The 22,498-nt window shown below is 59.9% G+C and carries 23 protein-coding genes; 14 read left to right on the top strand and 9 right to left on the bottom strand.

Annotation, left to right across the window (positions count from 1 at the left end; genetic code table 11):
• Positions 1-307: 307 nt before the first annotated feature.
• The 5 genes from BLR63_RS32225 to darG are packed head-to-tail and all read left to right on the top strand — an operon-like array spanning position 308 to position 3,158.
• Positions 308-460 carry a DUF4102 domain-containing protein gene (locus BLR63_RS32225; protein ID WP_205884626.1) on the top strand — a complete coding sequence of 51 codons (153 nt, stop codon included), beginning with the start codon at positions 308-310 and terminating at the stop codon, positions 458-460.
• Positions 451-564 carry an integrase arm-type DNA-binding domain-containing protein gene (locus tag BLR63_RS32220; RefSeq protein WP_308700945.1) on the top strand — a complete coding sequence of 38 codons (114 nt, stop codon included), beginning with the start codon at positions 451-453 and terminating at the stop codon, positions 562-564. Before BLR63_RS32225 ends, BLR63_RS32220 begins: the two co-directional genes overlap by 10 nt.
• Before the next feature lie 42 nt (positions 565-606).
• On the top strand, positions 607-1,428 hold the full coding sequence (locus BLR63_RS32215) for a DarT ssDNA thymidine ADP-ribosyltransferase family protein (protein WP_373419524.1): 822 nt from the start codon (positions 607-609) through the stop codon (positions 1,426-1,428).
• Positions 1,429-2,073 carry a type II toxin-antitoxin system toxin DNA ADP-ribosyl transferase DarT gene (gene darT, locus BLR63_RS26015; protein ID WP_010562350.1) on the top strand — a complete coding sequence of 215 codons (645 nt, stop codon included), beginning with the start codon at positions 1,429-1,431 and terminating at the stop codon, positions 2,071-2,073.
• Complete coding sequence (gene darG, locus BLR63_RS26010) at positions 2,070-3,158, top strand: type II toxin-antitoxin system antitoxin DNA ADP-ribosyl glycohydrolase DarG (RefSeq protein ID WP_010562349.1); 1,089 nt, start codon at positions 2,070-2,072, stop codon at positions 3,156-3,158. Before darT ends, darG begins: the two co-directional genes overlap by 4 nt.
• Positions 3,159-3,558: 400 nt before the next feature.
• Here the strand turns inward: darG and BLR63_RS26005 are convergent, their stop codons facing one another.
• Positions 3,559-3,795 carry a hypothetical protein gene (locus tag BLR63_RS26005; protein ID WP_010562348.1) on the bottom strand — a complete coding sequence of 79 codons (237 nt, stop codon included), beginning with the start codon at positions 3,793-3,795 and terminating at the stop codon, positions 3,559-3,561.
• A gap of 499 nt (positions 3,796-4,294) precedes the next feature.
• Here BLR63_RS26005 and ycaC point away from each other — a divergent pair, with 499 nt between their 5' ends.
• From ycaC to BLR63_RS25960, 9 genes are all read left to right on the top strand, one after another.
• The gene (ycaC, locus tag BLR63_RS26000) at positions 4,295-4,927 is read left to right on the top strand and encodes an isochorismate family cysteine hydrolase YcaC (RefSeq protein ID WP_010562347.1); all 633 of its coding nucleotides are present in this window, start codon (positions 4,295-4,297) and stop codon (positions 4,925-4,927) included.
• A gap of 123 nt (positions 4,928-5,050) precedes the next feature.
• Positions 5,051-5,695, top strand: coding sequence for an NAD(P)H-dependent oxidoreductase (locus BLR63_RS25995; protein ID WP_010562346.1), 645 nt, complete (start codon positions 5,051-5,053; stop codon positions 5,693-5,695).
• Positions 5,634-6,014 carry a MerR family transcriptional regulator gene (locus BLR63_RS25990; protein WP_042946270.1) on the top strand — a complete coding sequence of 127 codons (381 nt, stop codon included), beginning with the start codon at positions 5,634-5,636 and terminating at the stop codon, positions 6,012-6,014. The genes BLR63_RS25995 and BLR63_RS25990 overlap by 62 nt, the downstream gene beginning before the upstream one ends.
• 135 nt (positions 6,015-6,149) lie before the next feature.
• On the top strand, positions 6,150-10,772 hold the full coding sequence (locus BLR63_RS25985; RefSeq protein WP_083365974.1) for an RHS repeat-associated core domain-containing protein: 4,623 nt from the start codon (positions 6,150-6,152) through the stop codon (positions 10,770-10,772).
• A gap of 1 nt (position 10,773) precedes the next feature.
• Positions 10,774-11,088: a hypothetical protein gene (locus BLR63_RS25980; protein WP_010566817.1), complete on the top strand. Its 315-nt coding sequence runs from the start codon at positions 10,774-10,776 to the stop codon at positions 11,086-11,088.
• Between the two features lie 364 nt (positions 11,089-11,452).
• Positions 11,453-11,695: an exodeoxyribonuclease VII small subunit gene (locus BLR63_RS25975; RefSeq protein ID WP_003176346.1), complete on the top strand. Its 243-nt coding sequence runs from the start codon at positions 11,453-11,455 to the stop codon at positions 11,693-11,695.
• On the top strand, positions 11,692-12,579 hold the full coding sequence (gene ispA, locus BLR63_RS25970) for a (2E,6E)-farnesyl diphosphate synthase (protein WP_010566818.1): 888 nt from the start codon (positions 11,692-11,694) through the stop codon (positions 12,577-12,579). The genes BLR63_RS25975 and ispA overlap by 4 nt, the downstream gene beginning before the upstream one ends.
• A gap of 110 nt (positions 12,580-12,689) precedes the next feature.
• On the top strand, positions 12,690-14,585 hold the full coding sequence (gene dxs / locus BLR63_RS25965; protein WP_010566819.1) for a 1-deoxy-D-xylulose-5-phosphate synthase: 1,896 nt from the start codon (positions 12,690-12,692) through the stop codon (positions 14,583-14,585).
• Positions 14,586-14,717: 132 nt separating this feature from the next.
• On the top strand, positions 14,718-16,607 hold the full coding sequence (locus tag BLR63_RS25960) for a TonB-dependent receptor domain-containing protein (RefSeq protein ID WP_010566820.1): 1,890 nt from the start codon (positions 14,718-14,720) through the stop codon (positions 16,605-16,607).
• Positions 16,608-16,697: 90 nt separating this feature from the next.
• On the opposite strand, the gene BLR63_RS25955 is transcribed toward BLR63_RS25960, so the two are convergent.
• The 8 genes from BLR63_RS25955 to BLR63_RS25920 all read right to left on the bottom strand — a co-directional run bounded on the left by BLR63_RS25955 (position 16,698) and on the right by BLR63_RS25920 (position 22,459).
• A complete protein-coding gene (locus BLR63_RS25955) occupies positions 16,698-17,483 on the bottom strand; it encodes a cobalamin-binding protein (RefSeq protein WP_010566821.1) in 786 nt (261 codons plus the stop codon).
• Entirely contained in the window at positions 17,480-17,899 is a 420-nt protein-coding gene (locus tag BLR63_RS25950) for a nuclear FMR1 interacting 1 family protein (RefSeq protein ID WP_010566822.1), read from the bottom strand. Before BLR63_RS25950 ends, BLR63_RS25955 begins: the two co-directional genes overlap by 4 nt.
• Positions 17,896-18,513 (bottom strand): GTP cyclohydrolase II, encoded by a 618-nt coding sequence (gene ribA, locus BLR63_RS25945; protein WP_010566823.1) that lies wholly within the window; start codon positions 18,511-18,513, stop codon positions 17,896-17,898. Before ribA ends, BLR63_RS25950 begins: the two co-directional genes overlap by 4 nt.
• Positions 18,514-18,642: 129 nt before the next feature.
• A complete protein-coding gene (gene thiL / locus BLR63_RS25940; RefSeq protein ID WP_010566824.1) occupies positions 18,643-19,608 on the bottom strand; it encodes a thiamine-phosphate kinase in 966 nt (321 codons plus the stop codon).
• 18 nt (positions 19,609-19,626) lie between these two features.
• Positions 19,627-20,127, bottom strand: a complete 501-nt coding sequence (gene nusB / locus BLR63_RS25935) for a transcription antitermination factor NusB (protein WP_010566825.1) — start codon at positions 20,125-20,127, stop codon at positions 19,627-19,629.
• The gene (gene ribH / locus BLR63_RS25930; protein ID WP_003209986.1) at positions 20,124-20,600 is read right to left on the bottom strand and encodes a 6,7-dimethyl-8-ribityllumazine synthase; all 477 of its coding nucleotides are present in this window, start codon (positions 20,598-20,600) and stop codon (positions 20,124-20,126) included. The genes nusB and ribH overlap by 4 nt, the downstream gene beginning before the upstream one ends.
• A gap of 89 nt (positions 20,601-20,689) precedes the next feature.
• Positions 20,690-21,781 (bottom strand): bifunctional 3,4-dihydroxy-2-butanone-4-phosphate synthase/GTP cyclohydrolase II, encoded by a 1,092-nt coding sequence (gene ribBA / locus BLR63_RS25925; RefSeq protein WP_010566826.1) that lies wholly within the window; start codon positions 21,779-21,781, stop codon positions 20,690-20,692.
• 15 nt (positions 21,782-21,796) lie between these two features.
• Entirely contained in the window at positions 21,797-22,459 is a 663-nt protein-coding gene (locus BLR63_RS25920; protein WP_010566827.1) for a riboflavin synthase, read from the bottom strand.
• Between the last annotated feature and the right edge of the window lie 39 nt (positions 22,460-22,498).

Raw genomic sequence — 22,498 nt, 5'->3', positions numbered from 1 at the left:
CGTTTGCGACCACGAGCCAAAGCTTGAGCATTCAATGTCACGCGTCGCAGGCATGGGGGGACAGATGAGGGGACAAACAAAATAAAAAATAAAAATACTATACAAATTAATAACTTAACAAACATAAAAAGCCGCCCACAAGCCGGCTTTTTAATGTCTTTTTGAAAGCCACCCTTGTCTACTGAAAATCGCGAGAACTTTGCTAGATCAAGGGTTTCAGCCTACTTTTGTTCCTGTGACTTCTGCTTTGATCCTCCGCGTTCCACGACTAAGTGGGGGAACCGGTGGGGGAACTGAGGAGCAAAAAATGAGCAAGCTCACCGCTAAACAAGTCGAAAATTTGACCGACCCAGGCACCTACGAAGACGGCGGTGGACTACGGTTGGTTATCAAAGACTCAGGCCGGAAATTTTGGGTGTGCGCTTCCAACTCAATGGCAAGCGGCGCGAAATGGGGTTAGGTGGCTACCCTCAGTTCGACCTCAAAAAAGCGCGTGCAGCGGCCTACGAAAATAAATCCCAGATCCTCAGCGGCACTGACCCACTCGCCAAGCGACAGGCCTAGCAAGCCGCCCAACGCGAAGCTGAACGCCGGGAGCTCGCGCAGCTGATCCCCTTCGAAAAATTAGCCAACGACTATCGGGATGCTCATGGATCGAGCTGGTCGGAGAAATGGCGCAAGGGCTGGCTGAGGAAACTCGAGCTCTATGCGTTCCCGACACTCGGGAAGCTGTCAGCCGATCAAATCGATACCAAGCATTTGATCAAAGTTCTGCAGCCACTCTGGTCAACCAAGACGCGGACAGCGGATGAAGTTCGTGGGCAAATCGAACAGATCCTCGATGCCGCCAGAGCCCGCGGCCTCAGGAATGGCGAGAATCCGGCTCGCTGGCGCGGCCATCTGGAAAACCTCCTCAGCCGCCATGAAAAAAAGAAAGCGCGCAAACGTCAGCATCACCCGGCATTGAAATGGCAGGACCTGCCAAAGCTGATGGAGGCCTTGCACAAGGATTCCAGCCACGTATCAGTCGCGGCTCAGCTGCTGATCCTGACCGGTGCCCGTTCGCATATGGTCCGATTCGCATGCTGGGATGAGTTTGACTTGGAGTCGGGTCGATGGTCTCTTGCCAGGCAAAACCATTGGAAGATCATCCCTCGTCATCCCCTTGCTAATGATGCGATCGAGCTACTCGACTATCACGAAGGTTTCGAAACCATAGACTGGGAGCTCATGAACACTCGGAATTATCAGGATTCCGAGTGCAAAAGCGTTTGCATGGCTGAATGTCTCTCCCCCTCCGTGGTGCTTCCCAAAGATTTTTCCAGGATTTATGTCCCAACCAATGAGGTCGAGCAGCTTTGTGTGGCTAAAATGCACGAGGCCAATCTCAAGGTCCCAATCAGTGTGAATTCCGGAATGTTCTTATAAATGAACTACAGCAGACTGAATCCAGAGAAGGCTCTGATTTGGCGTATCGTCCATCGCGATAACCTGCCTTGGATTTTGGACAACGGTCTGCACTGCGCAAATTCGGACGTGCAGGCACCGCAGTACGTGAACATTGGCAACGCTGACTTGATCGACAAGCGCCGATCCCGGCACGTCCCGATAGCACCGGAGGGGGTACTGGCCGACTACGTACCCTTCTATTTCACTCCCTTCTCTGTGATGATGAAAAACATTCATTCTGGGTGGAGTGTCCAGCAGCGCAGCAACGACGAGATCGTAATTCTGGTCTCCAGCCTGTACCGCGTCGAACAGCTTGGCCTACCGTTCGTCTTCACAAACGCACATGCCTACCCGGATTGGACAAACTATTACAGTGATCTGGCGAGTCTCGGCGAGATCGATTGGCCTATCCTTCAACGGCGCGACTTCAAACGTGATCCTGATGACCCTCGAAAGATGGAGCGTTATCAGGCCGAAGCGCTGATTCACCATCACCTACCGATTACAGGACTCCTTGGCATCATGTGCTACACCGATGCAATGAAAGAACGCATAGAGCAGGACGTGGCCGCTAGAGGTCTGACGTTGTCTGTTCATGCGCGTCCGGGATGGTATTTCCAATGATCAGATTTACCCAAGGTAACCTTCTGGAAGCCAAGACCGAAGCCCTCGTCAACACGGTGAATACCGTTGGCGTGATGGGTAAAGGTATCGCGCTGATGTTCAAAGAGCGCTTCGCGGAGAATTACCGTCTGTACTCAGCTGCCTGCAAGGCTGGCGAAGTGGAGACAGGCAAAGTTCACGTAACTGCAGTCAACGAACTGGAAGGCCCCCGCTGGATCGTAAACTTCCCTACCAAACGTCACTGGCGATCACCTTCGCAGATGGCTTGGGTGACGGAAGGCCTGCATGATCTGCGCCGTTTTTTGATTGAAAATCAGGTCAAGTCTGTGGCCGTCCCACCGCTGGGCGCCGGTAACGGTGGCTTGAAATGGCCTGAAGTCCGCGAACAGATTATTGCTGTGTTGAGTGATCTGGATGTGGATGTCTTAGTGTTCGAACCTTCCAGCCAGTATCTGAATGTCGCCAAACGTAGCGGAGTGGAAAAGCTCACGCCTGCTCGCGCGCTCATTGCCGAATTGGTTCGACGCTATTGGGTTTTAGGTATGGAATGCAGCCTGCTTGAGATTCAGAAGCTGGCCTGGTTCCTGGAGCGCGCCATAGAAAAGCTGCCGGACACCGAGAACCCTTTGAACCTTAAGTTTGTAGCTCATAAATACGGTCCGTATGCCAATCGATTGGAGCATCTGCTCAATAATCTTGATGGTAGCTATCTGCATTGCGACAAACGCATCAGTGATGCAGGGATCAGTGATGTGATCTGGTTTGACGAAGAACGTAAATCCTTTCTGCAAACCTATCTCAAAACAGAAGCCAAGGAGTATTCCCAAGCGTTGGAACGCACCGTTGAGCTGATCGATGGCTTTGAGTCGCCCTTTGGCATGGAGTTATTGGCAACGGTTGATTGGTTGCTGAGCCAGGGAGGGGTTTCCCCGACTGTTCCTGCCATACGCGAATCGTTGAGGCATTGGGATGGCGGAGCCGGTGCTGCCGCTCGCAAAAGCAAGCTGTTCGACGATCAGGCGCTTGACATTGCGCTCAAACGCCTTACCTCCAGTAGTTTCAGGCCTGAGATGGCTACCTGCTAGGGGATGTCAGCTTTTTTGTGCAGGCTGGAAACAGTCTGCACAAGGGTCTTGTTTCAGCTGCTGTAGCCTCCAAGCATAAATCCGTACGATTCGAAGAAACGGATAGGCACTGAATAACTCAAAGTACCCGATATTTTTCCGATGACAGTTCAATGCAAAAACGGAAAGAAAATACGGAGCAAATCCTGCTAAAAAAGCCGGTCTTTAACCGGAAAAAAATCAGGTAAAAATCGTAAAAAGTGGGGGAACAAATGGGGGAGCTGAAAGATTTATAAAAACGATAAGTTCTTGATTTTCAAATACCTATATCGACAAAAAGCTAACCACAAGCCGGCTTTTTAATGCATGTAAGAATAATATCAGCGGGCCGCATCCCGCCCTGCCCGCCTCTCCGCTCGCGTTATTCAGGCTGCAAGCATTCCACCGCCCGATCCGCAACCATCTTTGCCATCTTCACCAAATGCATCACCGCTCTCTGTGGCACATCTTGCGGCTCCCCAAGCACTTGCGACGTCGCCACCGCGCACTGCAGCAACTCCGCCACACGCACCCAGCCATCCTCGAAGCTGAGTTCTTCATTGACGGTAAATGGATTCGTGGCAGCCGATGACGGCGAATTCGAAACAACGTTATCCATAGCAAAACTCCTAGCAGTAAGTGATTACCACCGTCCTTTCGCGACTAAACGAGTAGAGGTGGCGGCTGTACGCAGGTTAGTCGACCGGCCGCTAGGCACCGGCGCACCCAAAGGTGCCCTGCGCACAGCCACCATAAAGTGCAGGTGAGAGACACCTGTCTTTGGGATGGCGTATACGCCTAGCGGGATTCGGGCGACTAAACCCGATCACTGAATGTGCAGTGACGATCCGCAGCCTAGTCACGCATTCCCGCTGGCGCAATGCGGTTGGGATTCTCTCGGAAACGTCCCGCCAATGAAAGGGATGGGGCCTGCTGGCACTACACAATTGAATGGTCTTTTTGGTCCACCGAGCGGACAAAAAAAACCATGCCTACATTGTCACCCTTGAGTTGACGGTAAGACACGCGCCAGCCGATTTATCACCCGCAGCCCACCCATTAATCTGTGCCCACGTTGAACGCAACGCCCAACCCAACCAAACAAAAAGGATTCAACCATGAGCACGCCAACCTACAACCGCTTGAACAAAGACGATGCCGTAGTCCTGCTGGTCGACCACCAGACCGGCCTGATTTCCCTGGTGCAGGACTTCTCGCCCAACGAGTTCAAGAACAACGTGCTGGCCCTGGCGGACCTGGCCAAGTTCTTCAATCTGCCGACCATCCTCACCACCAGCTTCGAACAAGGCCCCAATGGCCCGCTGGTGCCAGAGCTGAAAGAGATGTTCCCGGACGCGCCATACATCGCTCGCCCTGGCCAGATCAACGCGTGGGACAACGAAGACTTCGTCAAGGCGATCAAGGCAACCGGGCGTAAGCAGATCATCATTGCCGGTGTAGTGACGGATGTGTGCGTGGCGTTCCCGACCTTGTCGGCACTGGCAGAAGGCTTTGATGTGTTCGTGGTGACCGATGCATCAGGCACCTTCAATACTACGGTGCAGCAGGCGGCGTGGAACCGGATGACCCAGGCCGGTGCGCAGATGATGAACTGGTTCTCGGTGGCGTGTGAGCTGCACCGCGACTGGCGCAACGATATCGAAGGCCTGGGCAATCTGTTGTCCCAGCGCATTCCCAACTATCGCAACTTGATGAATGGTTACGCGGCGCTGACGGCTCATCAGAAGTAAGCCAGCCAAGATTCGCAATAAGCCTGCCCTTAAAAGCAGGCTTTCGTTGTTTCAGACATATCTTGACTCTCCCCTATACGGCACACCCTACCCTGAAAGCCCCATTCTTCAGGCGCCCGCCCCATGACCCAACGCATTCTGGTGATCCTCGGCCATCCGTCCAACGCCAGCCTCTGTTCGACCCTCGCTGACACCTACACCCACGCCGCAAAAATCGCCGGCCATGAGGTGCGCGTCCTACGCTTGGGTGACTTGACGTTCGACCCCATCCTTCACGACGGCTACCAGCAGATCCAGCCGCTTGAGCCCGATCTGCTCAGCGCGCAGTCGGACATTCTCTGGGCCACCCACCTGACCTTCGTTTTCCCGATCTGGTGGGGAGGTATTCCGGCGTTGCTGAAGGGGTTTATCGACCGTATTTTCCTACCTGGTTTTGCCTTTAAATACCGCGCTGGCAAGGCTTTCCCCGACAAACTGCTGCAAGGCCGAACGGCACACTTGTTAGTGACCCTGGACACGCCGCCGTGGTATTACCGCTGGTTCTATCGCATGCCGGGCATCCATCAGATGCGCAAGACCACCCTGGCGTTTTGTGGCATCCAGCCGATCAAGACCCTGCTGTTCGGGCCGGTACTGGGGTCGACACCGGCGCAGCGCAGCACATGGCTGAAACAGGCAGGCGCACTCGTTGAGAAAGGGAGTTTTCATGTACATCGGCACAGCCGCACGACTATCGGGCACGACCGTCAAGGCGATTCGTCACTATGAAGCCATCGGTCTGTTGCCCATGCCCCAGCGCCAGGGACAATACCGGGTTTATTCGCAACAGAGCGTTGAGCGGCTGATGTTGATCAAGTGCGCGCAGCAGTTGGGTTTCAAGCTTAAGGAGTTGCAGGAGATCCTTGGAGACCACCAAGGCGATGGATTGCCTTGGGAGCGGGCGGAACAGGCTATTGCCAGTAAGAAACGAGATCTATCCACGCAAATTGCCGCATTGCAGAGGATGCAGACGGGGCTGATTGCGCTTGAAACCCAACTCAAAGAAGCACAAGGCCAGTGTTCGTCAATGAGCAAAATCGCCATTTGAAGTAGCCCTCAGCCGTGACTTTGCGCTGACTATGATGCGCTCTTCGTAAGCCCATTCTGATTTTCAAAACCGTTCATCCAAGCGTTTTTTGCTGCGGCAGACTCGGACGCCTTGCCCGCAGCCGAGACGTCACGGATGACCAACACTTCCCACATTGCCCTTATCGAACATGAGCTGGATGGCTTTCATCAGAGCCTGACGATGTATCGCCAGCAGATGAGGGCGTGGTATGTGCGTGCGCTGGATTCTGTGAGCGATGCGGCGGATATGCCGTCGCTGCTGGGGATGGATCGTGTGCTGCGGGTGGGGGATTCGCAGACTACGGTGAGCATGAGCGACCCAGACTTTATCGGCAGTGTTGCCGTGTGTTCGTTGGGCGGCAAGCTGACGATCGAGAGCACCTTCGAGTCGGTGTATGACGTGCCGATCGGCGACATCCCGGTTGAAGTGATCGGGCTGGATGATGGCAGCGCCACCGTGGTCATGCTCGATGAACACGGCAAGGGCTCGCACCACTGCACCGCCGGTGACCGCTATCAGGTGCGGGTGCAGGGCGGTGTTTCGGCGCAGCAAGTGGACGCGCTATTTGCCTCCTACTCCGGGCTGACAGCGGATCTGGAGCAGTGGCTTCGCTTGCAATGGGCAGGTTTCAAACCTCATTGGGAGTTGGCCACAGCCAGCGCGATTGGCAGCGGCGGACTGGCGGGCAGCTGGGCCGCGATCATGGACGTATGGGACAGCATCAAGCAGGTACAGACAATCCTTGAAGACCCGTTGAAGCACATCGAACAGCTCGGCGATCAGGCGGCCAGGTTGGCGCAAATCGCTACCGACGCGCCCAAGGTTATGGAACAGGCGATGTTGCTCGCCAGCGACGAGGCGGCGCTGTTCCTGTTGATGCGCACGGCGATGGTGTGGCTGGACGCATTGCCGCCCGGCCAGATCGCCGAGACTGCGGCAGGGTTTGTAGTGTCGCTGCTGATTGATCTGGTGATTGGTGCGGTGTTGACCATCGCCCTGCCGGCGGCAGGTGTGGCATTCCTGAGTATGCGGGTGGTCAGGTATGGCGCGCGCATTCTGGAAGCCTCGGTTGGCTTTGTTAAGGGCATGTTGGAGATTCTGACCAGATTTATGCAGGCGGTGAATCGCTACAAGGCGGTGGCGATTCGCGGCGTTGTTGGCGGGGTGAAGCGAGGCACGCTGCAGATGCGCTGGCGGGCACGGCAGAACGCGGTACTGAAGCGGAAAGAGCATGTGGATGACGCGCCGACCTCGGCGAAAAATCCCAACGGCGATGCGGTGGCGGCGTCGGACAAGACCGTCACCCACGGCTGCCCGGTGTCGATGGTCACCGGCGAGGAACTGCTGACCCTGACCGATGGGGCGCTAGACGGGATCTTGCCGTTCGAGTGGACGCGTGTGTACCGCACCAGTGCGGTGGACGTGGATTGCGGCTTGGGCTTTGGCTGGAGTCACGCGCTGGCACAGCGGCTGTCTGTGTCGGGCGATTCGGTGGTGTGGACCGACCATGAGAATCGGACTACGGCGTTTCCGTTGCCGTCCGACTCTCGACCGGCAATCACCAACAGCCTGGCCGAAGCGGCGATCTATCTGGGCGCTTCGCCGGATGAACTGGTGCTGGCGCAGGCTTCACGCTTCTTCCACTTTCGCGACGGCGTGCTGACGGCGATCAGCGACGCGTATGACAACCGACTGCGGATTTTCCGGGATGCCCTGGGGCGCATCGAACGACTGGATAACGGTGTGGGCCGCTCGCTGTGCTTGCGCTACGCGACGGGCCGTATCGTGGCCGTGGACTACCAGATTCAGCGCGCCAAGGGGCCTGAACCGTTCGAGTGGGTGACTGAACAAAACGTCGTTTCCTACACCTACGACGAAGCGGGCCGACTGATCTCGGCGACCAATGCCGTTGGTGAACGCGAGGTTTATCGGTACGACGAGCAGCACGTCATTCTCGAACGCGGGCTGGCCGGTGGGGCGAGTTTCTTCTGGGCGTGGGAACACGCTGGCAAGGCGGCCAGATGTGTCCGGCATTGGGCCAGTTTTTCGCAAATGGACACGCGTTATGCCTGGGACGACAACGGTCGCGTCACGCTGCACAACGCCGATGGCAGCCAGGAAGTGTATGTCCACGATCAACGTGCGCGGCTGGTGCAGCGCATCGATCCAGATGGCGCCACGCACTTCAAATCCTACGACGATAAAGGCCGGCTGACGGTTGAGCAGGACCCGCTCGGGGCGGTGACGGCCTATCAATACGACGAAGCTGGACGCTTGGTGGCGCTGTTTCCGGGGGACGACGAGCCGACGACCTACGAGCATGACAACGGTTTCGTACGGGTTGTGCGGCGTGGTGAAGCGGTCTGGAAGTACGAGCGCAATGACCAGGGCGACGTCACGCGCAGGACCGATCCCGATGGCCACATTACCGACTACAGCTACAACAGATATGGGCAACTGGTGGGGGTGTGGTACCCGGATCACAGTTGCCATCGGCTGGTGTGGAATGAACGCGGGCAATTGCTTGAGGAGCAGTTGCCCAATGGCGGGATCAAGCGTTATCGCTATGACGAGCTTGGCCGGCAAGTGGCGCGCGAGGATGAGCATGGTGCGCTGACCGGGTATCAGTGGGACAGCGTCGGTCGGCTGATTCGCGTCGTGTTGCCAGGCGGCGCCGAGCGCGAATACAGCTACAACCCCTACGGAAAAATCAGCGCCGAACGCGATGAACGCGGCCACGTCACCCGCTACGAATACGCCGACGGCCTGCACCTGATCAGCCGCCGCATCAATGCCGATGGCACCCAGGTCAAGTATCGCTATGACAACGTCCGGTTATTGCTGACCGAGATCGAAAACGAAGTCGGCGAGACCTACACACTCGACTACCACCCCAACGGCCTGATCCAGCAGGAAACCGGCTTTGACGGCCAGCGCACCGCCTATGCCTACGACCTCAATGGCAACCTGCAGGAAAAGACCGAACACGGCGACGACGGCAGTCAGCTGGTTACCCGCTACGAGCGCGATCACGCCGGCCGCCTCGTAAGAAAAACCCTGCCCGATGGCAGCACTGTGGACTATGCCTACGACCGCCAGGGCAACCTCCTCAGCGTCGACGACGGCCACTGGGCGCTGGCCTACGAATACGACCGCCAAAACCGCCTTACCGCCGAACACCAAGGCTGGGGCACCTTACGCTATGGCTACGACGCCTGCGGCCAGCTTCAACACCTGCGCCTGCCGGACAACAACCGTTTGGTGTTCAACCACGGTAAAGGCGGCCACCTCGCCACCGTCGAACTGAATGGCGCCCTGCTGACCTCTCATCTATTCAAAGCTGGCCAGGAGCATCAACGCCAGCAGGGCCAACTGCTCAGCCACTATCACTACGACGACCAGCAACGCCTGCGCGCCCACACCGTCACCCAACAAGCCCACCCTCACTACCAACGCCAATACGACTACGACCAATCCGGCAACCTCACCCGCCTGCTCGACACCCGCAAGGGCGAACACCGCTACCACTACGACCCACTCAACCGCCTGACCCGTGCCGACCACTCCCAAGACGTCCAGGAACGTTTTGCCCACGACCCGGCCGGCAACCTGCTGATGCAAAACCGCCCCGGCCCCGACATCGTCGCCGGCAACCGCCTGACGAGCCAGGGCGATCGCTCCTACGACTACGACGCCTTCGGCAACCTGATCCGCGAGCGGCGCGGACGTGGGCATGCGTTAGTCACCGAATACCGTTATGACTGTCAGCACCGGCTGATCGGCATTACCCAGCCCAATGGCCAAACCGCCAGTTATCGCTACGACCCGTTCGGGCGGCGCATCAGCAAGACCGTTGATGAGGTAACGACGGAGTTTTTCTGGCAAGGCGACAAACTCATCGCCGAACACCATGCAGATCGCCATCGCAGCTATCTCTACGAACCGGACAGTTTCCGCCCGCTGGCACTGCTGGAAGGCTTTGGTCCAGACAAAACAACGCCCTACCACTACCAACTCGACCACCTCGGCACCCCACAGGAACTCACCGCCGCCGACGGCGACATCGTCTGGTCCGCCCACTACCGCGCCTACGGCGAAATCGCCCGCCTCGACAGCGGAAAAATCGACAACCCCCTGCGCTTCCAGGGCCAATACTTCGATCAAGAAAGCGGACTGCACTACAACCGCCATCGCTACTACAATCCGGACATCGGTCGCTACCTGACGCCGGATCCGGTGAGGTTGGCGGGTGGGATCAACGCGTACCAGTACGTGCCCAATCCTACGGGGTGGGTGGATCCGCTGGGGTTGAATAACTGCCCCGGAGGGGGCGGGTGTAAACCATCAATTTCTGTTGAGGAGCCAACACTACAACACCAGGTTAATGAAGGTGTGCCAGCCCAACCCGATGCCCACACCCACTTCCCAAAAGACCCAAATGACTTAACCAACGTTTTAGGAGTGCCCCCCAAAGTATCTAAGACAAAACATGATACTCAACGAATGGAGTGGAGCCCCAATAGTGATACCCGAATAAGGTTTGAGAGCCATCCAGGCGATGCAGGCCTATTCGTACCGAGACATCACGGCGAGCACTACCATATAGAGCTCAAACCAAATGATTTGAGTTGGAAAAAGGCTGAGAAAAACAAATTAATAATCAAGGTGAAGCCCGAAAACTACAAAGAAGGGCACGGAACCGGCTTTCTACCGGGCGAAAAACATCCAGGAATCTGACATGACGACCTTCCCCGTTTCTGATGGAACAATTGAAAAAGTAACTTGTAACCGAAACACATTGATTATGGAGTTCACAGACTGGCAAGAAGCATCTTGGGAGATCACATTCAACGATCTAGTTGCCTTTCAAGGGATAGGCGCCGTCGGATCTGAAATATGCGATATGTACGAGGAAGAAAACTCAAGCCTTTCACAAGAGGCCACTAGACTCGACCCCAGTGAAACGGGAAAAAGCTACTGCTTTACAGCGAGCAATGGCGGAGAGGTCATTTTTCAAGTGATTGCTGGTAGCTATAGCGCCCAGAAGATCTAAGTCAAAACTTCATATCACCAGAGCAACTGAAAACACCAACCACCCGACTGGCTCCTGAGCCGAACCCGAAGCACAACCGCCTCACGTACCAGGGACTCCACCATCTCGCTCACCTATTGAATTGGCATCACTTGCCGTTCTCAGCGGCGCAAGCGCCGGTCGCCGCGCAGGCGTCCAACGTCGAGCATTGAGGGGGGAATGAACCAATACATATGCTCAGAACTGCCTGATCCGCCTCCCCGCAGGCGGCCGCAGCACGCGATATCAGGTCAACACAGCGGGCAAGTGACGCCCCCGCTCATTTGCCCCCATCCCCCATGTCTGCTAGTGTCGCGCCGGTTTACCGTCTACCGGAATAGCCGCCATGGCCCGCAAAAAAGTTGCACTCGATTTCGAACAATCCCTCGCCGACCTGCAAACCCTGGTCGAGCGTCTGGAGAACGGCGAGTTGTCGCTGGAAGACTCGCTGACGGCGTTTGAGCAAGGCATCGGCCTGACCCGTGATTGCCAGAGCGCGTTGGCGCAGGCGGAGCAGAAGGTGCAGGTGTTGCTGGAGCGTGACGGGGAGTTGGCCGAAGAACCTTTCGATGCGGAACAGCCCGAATGATCGATGCGTATCAGGCCAGTAGCCAAGCCCGGGTCAATGCGGCATTGGAACCCTTGTTTGTTGCGCCAAGCCCCGAACTCAAGCGTCTTTACGAAGCCATGCGCTACAGCGTAATGAATGGCGGCAAGCGCGTGCGCCCGCTGCTGGCCTATGCGGCCTGCGAAGCCCTGGGCGCGCCGGCCGAGCAGGCCAACGGTGCGGCGTGCGCGGTGGAGTTGATCCACGCCTATTCCCTGGTGCATGACGATTTGCCGGCAATGGACGACGATGATTTGCGCCGCGGCCAGCCCACCACCCATAAAGCCTTTGATGAAGCCTGCGCGATCCTCGCCGGCGATGGCCTGCAAAGCCTGGCGTTCAGCGCCTTGCTGGACCCGGCGCTGAGCAGCGTCAATGCCGAGATCCGTTTGCGCATGGTCACCGCCCTGGCCGTGGCTGCGGGGCCGGCCGGCATGGTCGGCGGTCAGGCCATCGACCTCGGCTCGGTGGGCCAGAAGCTTGATCGACACGCGCTAGAATACATGCACCGCCACAAGACCGGCGCCTTGATCGAAGCCGCCGTTCACCTGGGCGCCCTGGCCAGCGGACGTGCCGAGGCCACTCAATTGGCGGCGCTGAAGACTTACGCATTGGCCATCGGCCTGGCGTTCCAGGTGCAGGACGACATTCTCGATGTGGAAAGTGACACCGCCACCCTAGGCAAGCGCCAAGGTGCCGATATCGCACGGGACAAGCCGACGTATCCGGCGCTGCTCGGGCTTGCGGCGGCCAAGGCATATGCCATTGAACTACGCGACCAGGCCCTGGCCGCCCTGCGACCTTTCGACGCAGCGGCCGAGCCATTGCGGGACCTCGCGCGGTATATCGTCGAACGCCGCCACTGATAACCGCGGCCATTGCAGCCGCATATCAGCCAAGTTCGGCGCTCTGCGTGGGCAGTTTGCGATGCTTGAGGTAAACTGCCGCCTCTTCTTTACCTATAACGATTCGCCTGATGCCCACGACGTTTCAAGAGATTCCCCGCAAACGCCCGTCCACGCCTCTGCTCGACCGTGCTGCCACGCCGGACGGCCTGCGTCGTCTGGGTGAAGCCGAGCTGGAAACCCTGGCCGATGAATTGCGCCTGGAATTGCTCTACACGGTCGGCCAGACCGGTGGGCATTTCGGTGCCGGCCTGGGCGTCATCGAGCTGACCATCGCGCTGCATTACGTGTTCGACACCCCGGACGACCGGCTGGTGTGGGACGTGGGCCATCAGGCGTATCCGCATAAAATCCTCACTGGCCGTCGTGAGCGCATGAGCACCCTGCGCCAGAAGGGCGGTATCGCCGCCTTTCCGCGTCGCTCCGAGAGCGAGTACGACACCTTTGGCGTCGGCCACTCCAGCACCTCGATCAGTGCCGCGCTGGGTATGGCGATTGCCTCCCGCCTGCAAGGCAGCGATCGCAAGGCGATTGCGGTGATCGGTGATGGCGCGCTGACCGCAGGCATGGCCTTCGAAGCGCTGAACCATGCGCCGGAAGTGGACGCCAACATGCTGGTGATCCTCAACGACAACGACATGTCGATCTCGCGCAATGTCGGTGGCCTGTCGAATTACCTGGCAAAAATCCTCTCCAGCCGTACCTACGCCAGCATGCGCGAAGGCAGCAAGAAAGTGCTGTCGCGTCTGCCTGGCGCGTGGGAAATAGCCCGCCGCACCGAAGAATATGCCAAGGGCATGCTGGTACCCGGCACGCTGTTCGAAGAGCTGGGCTGGAACTACATCGGCCCGATCGACGGCCACGACCTGCCGACCCTGATCGCCACGCTGCGCAACATGCGTGACCTCAAGGGCCCGCAGTTCCTGCATATCGTCACCAAGAAAGGCAAAGGCTTCGCCCCGGCGGAAGTCGACCCGATCGGTTACCACGCGATCACCAAGCTCGAACCCCTGGACGCCCCCGCCGCGCCGAAAAAGGCCAGCGGGCCGAAGTATTCCGGCGTGTTCGGCGAATGGCTGTGCGACATGGCCGCCGCCGACCCGCGCCTGGTGGGCATTACCCCGGCGATGAAGGAAGGCTCGGACCTGGTGGCGTTCAGCGAACGTTTCCCCCTGCGCTACTTCGACGTCGCCATCGCTGAGCAGCACGCGGTGACGTTCGCCGCCGGCATGGCCTGCGAAGGCGCCAAACCGGTCGTCGCGATCTATTCCACCTTCCTGCAACGGGCTTATGACCAGTTGGTGCATGACGTCGCGGTGCAGAACCTCGACGTATTGTTCGCCATCGACCGCGCCGGCCTGGTGGGCGAAGACGGCCCGACCCACGCCGGCAGCTTCGACCTGTCGTACCTGCGCTGCATCCCCGGCATGCTGGTGATGACCCCCAGCGACGAAAACGAACTGCGCAAGATGCTCAGCACCGGACACCTGTACAACGGCCCGGCCGCCGTGCGCTACCCACGTGGCAACGGCCCGAACGCGGTGATCGAAAAAGACCTGGCACCGATCGAGATCGGCAAGGGCATCGTGCGGCGCCAAGGCAGCAAGACGGCGTTCCTGGTGTTCGGCGTGCAACTGGCCGAAGCGCTGAAAGTCGCCGAGAAGATCGACGCCACCGTGGTCGACATGCGTTTTGTCAAACCGCTGGACGAAGCGCTGGTGCGCGAGATCGCCGCCCGCCATGAGTTGCTGGTGACGGTCGAAGAAAACGCCATCATGGGCGGCGCCGGTGCGGCAGTCAGCGAGTTCCTGGCGCGGGAGAACATCCTCAAGTCGGTGCTGCACCTGGGCTTGCCGGATGTGTACGTCGAACATGCCAAGCCAGCGCAGATGCTCGCGGAGTGCGGGCTCGACGAGGCGGGCATTGAGGCGTCGGTTCGCGAACGCATGACCCTACTGGGCTTATAACCCCCGAGACTTCTGTAGGAGCAAGCTTGCTCGCGAAGACCTCACAGGCAACGCGTACATCCAGGATGCACGCGTTATCGTTGACGTTTTTCGCGAGCAAGCTCGCTCCTACAAAAAGCTATGGACAGCTCTATGAATCACCTTCGCCTTGCCCTGCCCTTGCTGCTTCTGCCAACCCCCCACCTGCTCGCCGACTCCCGCGACGCCGCGCTGAAACTCCCCGATGTGGTCATCAGTGCCAACCGCCAGGTCCAGGCGCGCAATGACAGCAGCGCCGCCAACACCGTGTTTACCCGCGACGACATCGACCGCCTGCAACCCACCAGCCTCACCGACCTGCTAAGCCGTGTGCCCGGCGTGCAAGTCGTGCCCACCGGCGGTCGTGGCAGCTTGCCCGGGATCTATATTCGCGGCACCAAATCCGCACAAAGCCTGGTGCTGGTGGATGGCCAACGCATCGCCAACACCACCTCCGGCGACAGCGGCCTGCAATACCTCAACGTCGACCAGATCGAACGGGTGGAAGTGCTGCGCGGCTCGCGCTCGGTGATCTACGGCAGCGATGCGATCGGCGGGGTGATCCAGGTCTTTACCCGACGCAACGCCGAACAGGGCCTGCAGCCGCGCCTGAAGCTCGGCTTCGGCAGCCACCAGACTTGGGAGCGCAGCCTTGGCCTCTCCGGCGGCGATCAACACACGCGCTTCAACCTGGGCGCGAGCCTGGATGAAACCGCCGGCATCAATTCGACACGCACCTCGTTCCCCAGCGATGGCGACCACGATGCCTACCGCAACCAGTCCGTCAGCCTGAACCTCAGCCATTCGTTCAGCGACGCGCTGGAGGTGGGATTCAACCTGTTGGATAGTCGCGGCAAGTCGGAGTACGACAACAGCTTCGGTCGCTACGTCGTCGCCACCGGGCAGACCGTCGGCCAGAAACCCTACACCGACTACACCGTCAGCAGCGCCAGCGGCTACGTCGACGCCCGCCTCAGCGAAGGCTGGCAATCGCGCCTGGAGCTGGGCCACAGCGAGAACCTCGATACCAAGCGCGACACCCTCAGCGATGACTTCAGCGTGTTCAACACTTACCGCGACTCGCTCAACTGGCAGAACGACCTGACCCTGAATGACCGCAACAGCCTGATCCTCGGCGGCGACTGGTACGAAGACCGCTTCCACGGCTCCACTACCTTCACCGAAAACAGCCGCTGGAACCGCGCCGCGTTTATCCAGCATCGTTTCCACAGCGAATGGTTTTCCACCGAACTGGGCCTGCGCCATGACCAGAACCAACAGTTTGGCGGCCAGAACAGCTGGAGCGGCACCCTCACCGTGCCGATCAATCCCGATAACGATGTGCTGCTGACCTACAGCGAAGGCTTTCGCGCGCCGACCTTCAACGATCTCTATTACCCGGACACGAAGTACAGCAACCCCAATCTGCAGCCCGAAACCTCCAAGAGCTACGAGCTGCAATGGCGCAGCCAACTGAGCGACAGCACGCGCCTGGAAGCTTCGCTGTACCGCACCGATTTGAACGACGCGATCATCCTCGACCGCAGTGGCAAGCCGCAGAACGTGGCGTCCGCGCGAATCAATGGGTTTGAAGCGGCGCTCAAGCAGGAGCTGTTTGGCTGGCAAGGCAACCTGGGGCTTTCAATCATCGACCCGCGCGACCGCGACAGCGGCCATACCCTGGCCCGCCGGGCGAGGCGCACGTTGAGCCTGGACCTGGATCGACAATTCGATCAATTCGCACTTGGTGCGAGCTGGCAGGCGATCAGCAACAGCTATGACGATGAAGACAACGCCCAACGCCTGGGTGGCTATGCCTTGCTCGGGCTGCGCAGCAGTTGGGCGGTGACGCGTGAAGTGTCGCTGTCGCTGAAGGTCGACAACCTGCTGGACAAGACGTATGCGCGGGCCCGCTACAGCTACAACGACCCGGACTTCCTGAACAACCAGGACTATCGCGAAGAAGGCCGCACCTGGATGCTCGGCATCACCTGGACCCCGTAGGAGCGAGCTTGCTCGCGAAGAGGGTGAACGATAACGCGGGCATTCCGGACGAGCGCGGCGTTCTTGCGATTTTCGCGAGCAAGCTCGCTCCTACAAGGGCTGAATCACTTCACATAACCGCGCCACGGCTTCGAGCATTTGCCCGCTGGGCCGCTCCAGGCCCTTATCCGGCACCAGGCGCACCCGCGCAGCCATCGAGGGCCAAGCCTTCCAAGCCTGCAACTGAGCCTGATCCCCCACCAGGATCATCTGGGGATTACGCTGCAATACCGATTCGATACTGACCTGCGGCGCGGGCAGATTCAGGTCGTCGAACACATTGCGTGCACCGCATACCGTCAACGCATCACTGATGATCTGCCCGCCACCCACGGTGTACAGCGGCTGGTTCCACACCTGGTAAAACACTCGCAACGGCTCGGCACGTCGATAGCGCTGGCGCAGGTCGGCCAGGCGCTGGCGCAACTGCGCGGCCAATTGCCGGCCGGCATCGGCACGCCCCAATTGCTCGGCGATGGCCTGCACCTGGGTGGTGAGCTGTTCAAGGCTGTGGGGTTCGGCGACGTACACCGGGATATTCAAGCGCTGCAGCTGCTCGCGCTGGGCGGGGCCGACGCTGCCGGGCCAGAGCAGGATCAGGTCGGGGTTGAGGCTGAGCAGACGCTCCATGTCCAGTTGGCCGTAATGCCCCACCGACGCCACCTGGGCCAACGCCGCCGGGCGCTCACCGCCATCGAGCACACCCACCAGCAGGTCGGCAGCGCCCAGTTCGACCACCATTTCAGACAGCGACGGCGCCAGGCTGACCACCCGCCCGACCGCCAGGGCCTGGGCGCAGTACGCCAGCAGCAGGAGCGCCAGCCAGCGACGCTTCATCCCAACTGACGCGGGATGCGGTAGAGGTAAAACAGCACCAGGGTCGACAGCGCCAGCAAGCACAGCGGCACGGCTTCCAGACCGACGAACACCGCCAGCGCACCGATCCACGCCGGCACGGCAGCCACCAGCAACGCCGTGCGTCGACGGGCCGCCAGGGTGATCCAGGCCGCCGGTTCTTCAGGGGTGTCGAGGGCTTTTGAAGTAGCGATCAGCGCGTGCTTATAGCCATGGAAATACCGCAGGCTGAGGAACATCGAGGCCACGCCGGCGATAAAGAACGGCATGGCCAGCACCGGCAGCAAGGGTTCGGCCTGGCCAAACACCAGGTTGATCACGAACAGCGGGAGCAGCGCCAAGGCCAGGTACTGCCACCAATTGAAGGACAGTCGCCGTTTCACCTGGCCACGGGTCACGCGCGGTCGACCTCGCCCTGGTGCTCGTTGCCCATCATGTGGTCGAGCTTGCTGGCCTTGGTGGCCAGGTAGAGTTTGTTATGCGGGTTGTGCCCGGTGTGCAGCGGCACACGCTCGGCCACGGTGATGCCCATCTCGGTCAAGGCTTTGACCTTGCGCGGGTTGTTGGTCATCAGGCGCAGGGATTTGACCCCCAGGTGCTGCAGCATCGGCAGGCAGATGCCATAGTCGCGCTGGTCGGCGGCGAAACCCAGGCGCTCGTTGGCTTCGACGGTATCGGCGCCGCCATCCTGCAGCTCGTAGGCGCGGATCTTGTTCAGCAGGCCGATGCCACGGCCTTCCTGGCGCAGATACAGCAGCACGCCACGGCCTTCACGGGCGATGGCCTGCATGGCGGCTTCCAGTTGCGAACCGCAGTCGCAGCGCTGACTGAACAGCGCATCGCCGGTCAGGCACTCGGAGTGGATGCGGCCAAGCACCGGCGCGCCATCAGCGATATCGCCCAGGCTGAGCACAACGTGCTCGCGCCCGTTAGCTTCTTCGAGAAAGCCATGCATGGTGAACGTGGCGAAAGGGGTAGGCAGCTTGGAAGCAGCAACGAAAACGACGGGCACCGGGTGCTCCTGATTTCAGTTTTTACAAAGGCGGCCATTGTAACAGCAGGTTCCAACGGACGCTTAAGCTGAATTATCGCTGACAAAGATCAATCGGTTCGATTGGCCTTCTTCCTGGTTCTATGCAGGTCAGGGCGTCTCGCGGAAATGTTGATAGCCATGAACAGCCGGGGTGATGTCCTCTCCATGGCTGTCGAGCAGGGTTACGCCCTGCCCCGCCTCGACCCGGCCGATCACATGGATCGGCCAGCCTGCGGCCAGCAAGGGTGCCAATTCGACAGGCGGCAAGGTAAACACCAGCACGTAGTCGTCGCCGCCACTCAAGGCGGCCACCCGCGCGTCGTCCTCGCCGACAAACGCCAGCAGCGCCTCGGACAACGGCAGCTTCTCGCGCTCGATCAGCAGGCGGACAGCCGATGCCTTGGCGATATGCCCGCAATCGGCCAAAAGCCCATCGGAAATATCCATCGCCGCAGTGGCCTTGCTCCGAAGCGCCAGGCCCAAGGCCAGTTGCGGCTGCGGCGACCAGTAATGGGCCAGCAGCGGATGGGCGATGGTCGCGTCGGCAGTGCATTGCCCCAATACCAGCGGCAAAGCCCCGGCGGCGTTGCCCAGTTCGCCACCGACACACAGCAGGTCCCCCGGCCGTGCGCCACCGCGCGTCAACGCCTGTCCGGCCGGTACACGGCCAAACACGGTCATGGTCAGGCTCAGCGGCCCACGCGTAGTGTCGCCGCCCACCAATCCCACGCCGCAGTTTTGCGCCATGGCGTTCAAACCCTGGGCATAGCGTTGCAGCCAGTCGGCATCGACCGTCGGCGTGGTCAGGGCAAGGGTAAACGCGAGGGGGTTGGCGCCCATGGCCGCCAGGTCGCTCACCGCCACGGCCAGCGAGCGCTGGCCGAGCAGGAACGGATCGCAGGGGTCGGCAAAATGCACGCCGGCCACCAGGGTATCGGTGGAGATCGCCAACTGCTCCCCGGCGGGGAGCGCCAGCAAGGCGCAGTCGTCGCCGATCCCCAGGGCGATGCCTTCGCCGCCCTGCGCACAGGGCGCGGCGGCGAAGTATTTGCGGATCAGCTCAAACTCGCCCATCGGGAACTCAAGCGCGGATCAGCGCTTGTGTTCCTTCACTTCGGCTTCGCGCAGGCGCGGGGCCAGCTTGTCGAGCACGCCGTTGACGAACTTGTGGCCGTCGGTCGAACCGTAGACTTTCGCCAGTTCGATGCCTTCGTTGATCACCACGCGGTACGGCACGTCGACGCGCTTGAGCAGTTCCCAGGTGGACAGGCGCAGTACGGCCAGTTCAACCGGGTCCAGCTCTTCGAGGGTCAGGTCCAGGCAGGGTGCCAGCGCGATGTCGATCTCGGTCTTGTGGGCCGGGACGCCGTGCAGGATGTCGTGGAAGTAGCTGGCATCGACGTCGCTGAAATCGTTGTCGACGCGAAATTGCGCTTCGATTTCGTTCAGCGAGGTTTTCGCCATGTGCCACTGATACAGCGCCTGGGTCGCAAGCTGACGCGCTTCGCGACGCTTGACGCTCTTGGACGGCTTGCCCGCGTCTGCAGGGCGCGGGTCGCGGGGGTTGAAACGATCGCTCTCGTCGGAAATCACTTGGCCTCCAACTGCGCCAGCAGGCTGACCATTTCCAGGGCGGAGAGGGCAGCTTCGGCACCTTTGTTACCGGCCTTGGTGCCGGAACGTTCGATGGCTTGCTCGATGGAATCCACGGTCAGCACGCCGAACGCAACCGGTACGCCGAACTCCATGGACACCTGGGCCAGGCCCTTGGTGCATTCGCCGGCCACGTATTCGAAGTGCGGAGTACCGCCACGAATGACCGCGCCCAGGGCGATGATCGCCGCGTATTCACCCTGCTGGGCAACTTTTTGCGCAACCAGTGGAATTTCGAAGGCGCCAGGGGCACGGATGATGGTGATGTCGCTCTCGCTCACACCGTGGCGAACCAGGGCGTCCACGGCACCGCTTACCAGGCTTTCAACCACGAAGCTGTTGAAGCGGCCAACCACCAGGGCATAGCGGCCTTTGGGGGCGATGAAGGTACCTTCGATGGTCTTCAGGGTCATTCGACAAATCTCTTAAAGAGCCGGGACGCGAAAAGTGCGTCCCTCAGTGATGATTTAACCGCGAACAAGGGGGCAGGAATCGCCGGCCTTTATTCGGAGGGCACGTATTCTACAACTTCCAGGTCGAAACCGGATATCGCATTAAATTTCATCGGTGCACTCATCAGGCGCATTTTGCGTACACCGAGGTCGCGCAGGATCTGCGAACCGGCGCCGACGATGCTGTAGGTGGTCGGCGTTTTGACCTGGGTGTTCTCGGCGGATTCGCGAATATGCGCGAGCAATACGTCGCCATCCACCGGGTTGCCCAGCAACAGCACCACGCCGCTGCCGGCCGCGGAAACCGCAGCCATGGCGGCGCGCAGGCTCCAGCGGCCCGGTTGCTTGACCATCAGCAGGTCGCGCAGTGGGTCCATGTTGTGCACGCGCACCAGGGTCGGTTCGTCGGCACAGATAGTGCCCAGGGTCAGCGCCATGTGCACGTCGCCTTCCACCGAATCACGGTAGGTCACCAGGTTGAATTGGCCCAGTTCGCTGTCCAGCGGCTGCTCGGCAATCCGCTGAACGGTACGTTCGTGGATCATGCGGTAGTGAATCAGGTCGGCGATGGTGCCGATCTTGAGGTTGTGTTCGGCGGCAAAGGTTTCGAGTTCGCTACGACGGGCCATGGTGCCGTCATCGTTCATCACTTCGCAGATCACGCCGCTCGGCTCGAAACCGGCCATGCGCGCCAGGTCGCAGGCGGCTTCGGTGTGGCCGGCGCGGGCCAGGGTGCCGCCCGGCTGGGCCATCAGCGGGAAGATATGGCCCGGGCTGACGATATCTTCAGCCTTGGCGTCCTTGGCGGCGGCGGCTTGCACGGTGCGCGCGCGGTCGGCGGCGGAGATACCGGTGGTGACGCCGGTGGTCGCTTCGATCGAAACGGTGAACTTGGTGCCGAAACCCGAGCCATTGCGCGGCGACATCAAAGGCAGCTTGAGCAATTCGCAGCGCTCGCGGCTCATGGGCATGCAGATCAGCCCACGGGCGTGCTTGGCCATGAAGTTGATGTGCTCGGCCTTGCACATCTCGGCGGCCATGATGATGTCGCCTTCGTTTTCGCGGTCTTCGTCATCCATCAGGATGACCATCTTGCCTTGGCGGATATCTTCAACCAGTTCTTCGATGCTATTGAGCGCCACAGGGCACCCCCTTGGTCAGGATTTCAGGTAGCCGTTAGCGGCCAGAAAACTTTCGGTGATGTTACCGGGCGCAGGCTCTGCGGCCTTGTCGCCCAGCAACAGGCGCTCCAGGTAACGGGCAAGCAAGTCGACTTCCAGGTTCACCCGGCGACCTGGCTGGTAGGAGGCCATGATCGTTTCGCTCAGGGTGTGGGGAATGATGGTCAACGCGAATTCGGCGCCATTGACGGCGTTCACGGTCAGGCTGGTGCCATCGACGGTGATCGAGCCTTTGTGGGCGATGTACTTGGCCAGCTCTTTGGGCGCGCGGATGCGGAATTCCACGGCACGCGCGTTTTCGCTGCGCGACACCACTTCGCCGACACCGTCGACGTGACCGCTGACCAGATGACCGCCCAGGCGGGTGGTGGGGGTCAGGGCTTTTTCCAGGTTGACCGGGCTGCCGGCCTTGAGGTCGCTCATCGCGGTGCAGTCCAGGGTTTCCCGGCTGACATCGGCGGCAAAGCCATTGCCCGGCAAGTCGACGACGGTCAGGCACACGCCGCTGACGGCGATGCTGTCGCCCAGCTTGACGTCGCCGAGGTCGAGCTTGCCGGTGTCGACCAGCAGGCGCACGTCGCCGCCCTTGGGGGTCATGGCACGGATGCTGCCGATGGATTCGATAATGCCGGTGAACATGGCCTTCTCCTGGAAAAACGGGGCCGCGCTGGGCGCAAG

Source organism: Pseudomonas extremaustralis (assembly GCF_900102035.1).
GTDB classification, from domain to species: Bacteria; Pseudomonadota; Gammaproteobacteria; order Pseudomonadales; family Pseudomonadaceae; genus Aquipseudomonas; species Aquipseudomonas extremaustralis.
The sequence above is the reverse complement of the archived record's forward strand: the minus strand, read 5'-3'. Positions and strand labels throughout refer to the sequence as shown.